This window comes from Streptomyces sp. MB09-02B (assembly GCF_033794485.1).
In the GTDB taxonomy this organism is placed as follows: domain Bacteria; phylum Actinomycetota; class Actinomycetes; order Streptomycetales; family Streptomycetaceae; genus Streptomyces.
Genome location: NZ_JARGEE010000698.1, coordinates 1 through 2815 on the forward strand (window position 1 = coordinate 1; position 2815 = coordinate 2815).

The 2815-nt window shown below is 71.0% G+C and carries 2 protein-coding genes and 2 pseudogenes; 2 read left to right on the forward strand and 2 right to left on the reverse strand.

The window, feature by feature from the left end:
* Both P1P70_RS42980 and P1P70_RS42985 read left to right on the forward strand, forming a co-directional pair.
* Window positions 1–648: pseudogene (locus P1P70_RS42980) on the forward strand (glycosyl hydrolase); the annotation flags it as partial.
* A gap of 14 nt (window positions 649–662) precedes the next feature.
* Complete coding sequence (locus tag P1P70_RS42985; protein ID WP_319247697.1) at window positions 663–1742, forward strand: endo-1,4-beta-xylanase; 1080 nt, start codon at window positions 663–665, stop codon at window positions 1740–1742.
* Between the two features lie 12 nt (window positions 1743–1754).
* Here P1P70_RS42985 and P1P70_RS42990 read toward each other — a convergent pair whose 3' ends face one another.
* Entirely contained in the window at window positions 1755–2354 is a 600-nt protein-coding gene (locus P1P70_RS42990) for a Uma2 family endonuclease (RefSeq protein ID WP_319247699.1), read from the reverse strand.
* 49 nt (window positions 2355–2403) lie between these two features.
* Window positions 2404–2815, reverse strand: a pseudogene (locus P1P70_RS42995) (helix-turn-helix domain-containing protein); the annotation flags it as partial.

Sequence of the window (2815 nt, forward strand, 5' to 3'; positions counted from 1 at the left end):
CGCGTGGAGGGGGCGTTGACGGTGAGCGGGGCGGGGGCCTCGGTCACGGTGAAGGCCGTCGCGGAGAAACCGTCGGCGAGGGAGGTCCGGGGGCTGCGCGGGTTCGTCGAGGCGGGCGGCTATGTGGCGATCGACGCGGAGCACTACGCGCGGGCGGTGGGGTCGGCCGACGGACGGGTGCGCTGGCGCCGGATCGAGCGGATCGGGCGTACGGGGGCGGGGGTGACGCCGTGGCCCGTGACGGCGCCCCGGCAGACACCGGGCGGCGCCGGGCCGCGTCTGGAGTACGAGGTCAGTCTCGTGTCGGCCGTGGAGGAGGTGACGGTCCGGGCGTACCTGTCGCCGAGGAATCCGACGCTCGCGACGGGTGGTCTGCGGTACGGGGTGTCGTTCGACGGCGGGGAACCCCAGGTCGTCGACATCAACGCCGTCAACGGGGCCGACGACGGGGTCATGAACAAGCAGTGGGCGCGCAACACCTCGGACAACGTCAACGTGACGGTGACCCGGCACGCGGTCGCGGGGCCCGGGGTGCACCGGCTGACGTTCTGGATGGTCGACCCGACGGTGGTGGTGCAGCGCCTGGTGATCGACACGGGTGGGTTGACGCCGACGTATCTGGGGCCGCTGGAGAGCCGCCGGATCTGAGAAGGGACCTGAGGATGACGTACCTGAACCGCTTTCGCCTGCCCGCGCTCGGGGTGGTCGCCGGGGCGTTGCTGTCCACGGCGGTGGCCGTGCAGCCGGCCTCGGCGCACGGCCCTCATTCCGGCCCGTCGCTGCGGACGCTCGCCGACCGGGCGGGTGTCCGTGTCGGCACGGCCGTCGACATGGCGGCCCTCGCGGACGACCGGACGTACCGCAGAACAACCGCACGCGAGTTCAACTCGGTGACCGCCGAGAACGTCATGAAGTGGGAGTCGGTGGAGCCGCGGCGAGGTGAGTACGACTGGAAGGCCGCCGACGACCTGGTCCGTTTCGCGCGGGCGAACGGGCAGGTGGTGCGCGGGCACACGCTGGTCTGGCACAGCCAACTGCCGGGCTGGCTGACGGCCGGGGTGGCGGACGGCTCGATCGGCGCGGCGGAGCTGAGGGGGATCCTGCGCAAGCACATCACCACCGAGGTGAAGCGGTACAAGGGCAGGATCCAGCAGTGGGACGTGGTCAACGAGGTCTTCGAGGAGGACGGCAGCCTGCGGAACTCCATCTGGCTGCGTGAGCTGGGCCCGTCGTACATCGCGGACGCGTTCCGCTGGGCCCACGCCGCCGACCCGAAGGCGAAGCTCTTCCTCAACGACTACAACGTGGAGGGCGTCAACGCGAAGTCCACGGCGTACTACGAACTGGCGAAGCGGTTGCGCGCGGAGGGCGTACCGGTGCAGGGGTTCGGCGCGCAGGGACACCTCGCGATCCAGTACGGCTTCCCGGGGCAGGTCGCGGAGAACCTGGCCCGCTTCGAGGCGCTGGGGATGCGGACGGCGTTCACGGAGGTGGACGTGCGGATGATCCTGCCGACCGATTCCGACAAGCTCGCGACCCAGGCGGAGTACTACCGGCGGCTGCTGGACGCCTGTCTGGGCGCCCGGAGCTGCGGGTCCTTCACCGTGTGGGGCTTCACGGACAAGTACTCCTGGGTGCCGGGCGTCTTCGAGGGCCAGGGCTCGGCGACTCCGATGGACGAGGAGTACGGGCGGAAGCCGGCGTACGGGACGCTGCGGGAGGGGCTTGCGGCGGGGAGGTGACGGGCGTCGCCCTCAGCCCTTGTCCGGGTAACGGGGCAGGTTCTCCGTGGAGATGGTCCAGTCGGCGACGGTGACGTCCTCGCCGTAGACGAAGTCCTTGCGTGTGGCGTAGCGCGGGCCGTCCGGGGTGGCGTGGATGTCGGTGAGTACGGCGCCGGTGCCGCTGCGTGGGTCGAAGACGGCGTAGACGGGGATGCCGAGCAGGGGGTAGTCGCGGACCTTGCCGACCCAGTCGTTGTCGGGGTTGGAGCGGGACACGACTTCGATAGCGGCGACGAGCGTCCGCGGGTCGAAGGTGCCCGGGACGTCCATGTCCGCCCAGGCGATCACCATGACGTCGGGGTGGCGCATGATGCCTTCGGGTTCTGCCTCTACGTCAGGCGTCCCTGTGTGAGCGACCAGCTCTTCCGGCATGACTTTCTCAAGGCGCTTCCGGAGATGCAGCGTGGTCAGCTCGTGCGGGCCGACGGGCGCCATCATGTCGTGAACGATCCCTTCCTTGGTGATCTCGAACTTGCCGGGGAGGGTGTCGTCCATCGACTGAACGAAGTCCCGCATGGCTCGGTAGGAGTGGGAGGCGCCGTGCCGCGCGTTGTCCGGGGTGATGGTCATGGCGCTCGCTCCTCGTCTGTGCCCGGAGGCAAGGATCGTCACGTTCATGCTAGGTGGCCTCCATGAGGTCGGGCGTGGCGTGGTCGGGCCCGCAGTCGCGGCAGCGGCTGCCCCTCGGGCCCCGGAAGCCGCGGTCGCAACCGTCGCAGTTCGTCATCCCGTAGTGGACGGGTGGCGGTGATGCCGGGGCGCGGAACGGCGGCGGGGGCGGGAGTCGGTCCGTGAGCCGGTGGGCCAGGAGGGCGGCCGGGCGGTGCAGCGGCTCGTTCGGGAGATCGCCGGTCAGGGCGTGGCGTACGGCGGTGGGGGTGAGGTCGCGCTCCAGCCAGGCGGCCACGCCCGGGGCGAGGTGCGCGGTGTCGCAGGCCGAGAGCAGCAGCCGGGGGTCCGTGCGGCGCAGGTCGGCGAGGAGGTCGGTGGCGGTCTGGAGGAGGGCCGGGGAGGAGTAGGCGGGTTGGGGG

Coding starts and splice junctions, on each gene's coding strand:
- P1P70_RS42985 (WP_319247697.1), top strand. CDS start 663: ATGACGTACCTGAACCGCTTTCGCCTGCCCGCGCTCGGGGTGGTCGCC.
- P1P70_RS42990 (WP_319247699.1), bottom strand. CDS start 2,354: ATGACCATCACCCCGGACAACGCGCGGCACGGCGCCTCCCACTCCTAC.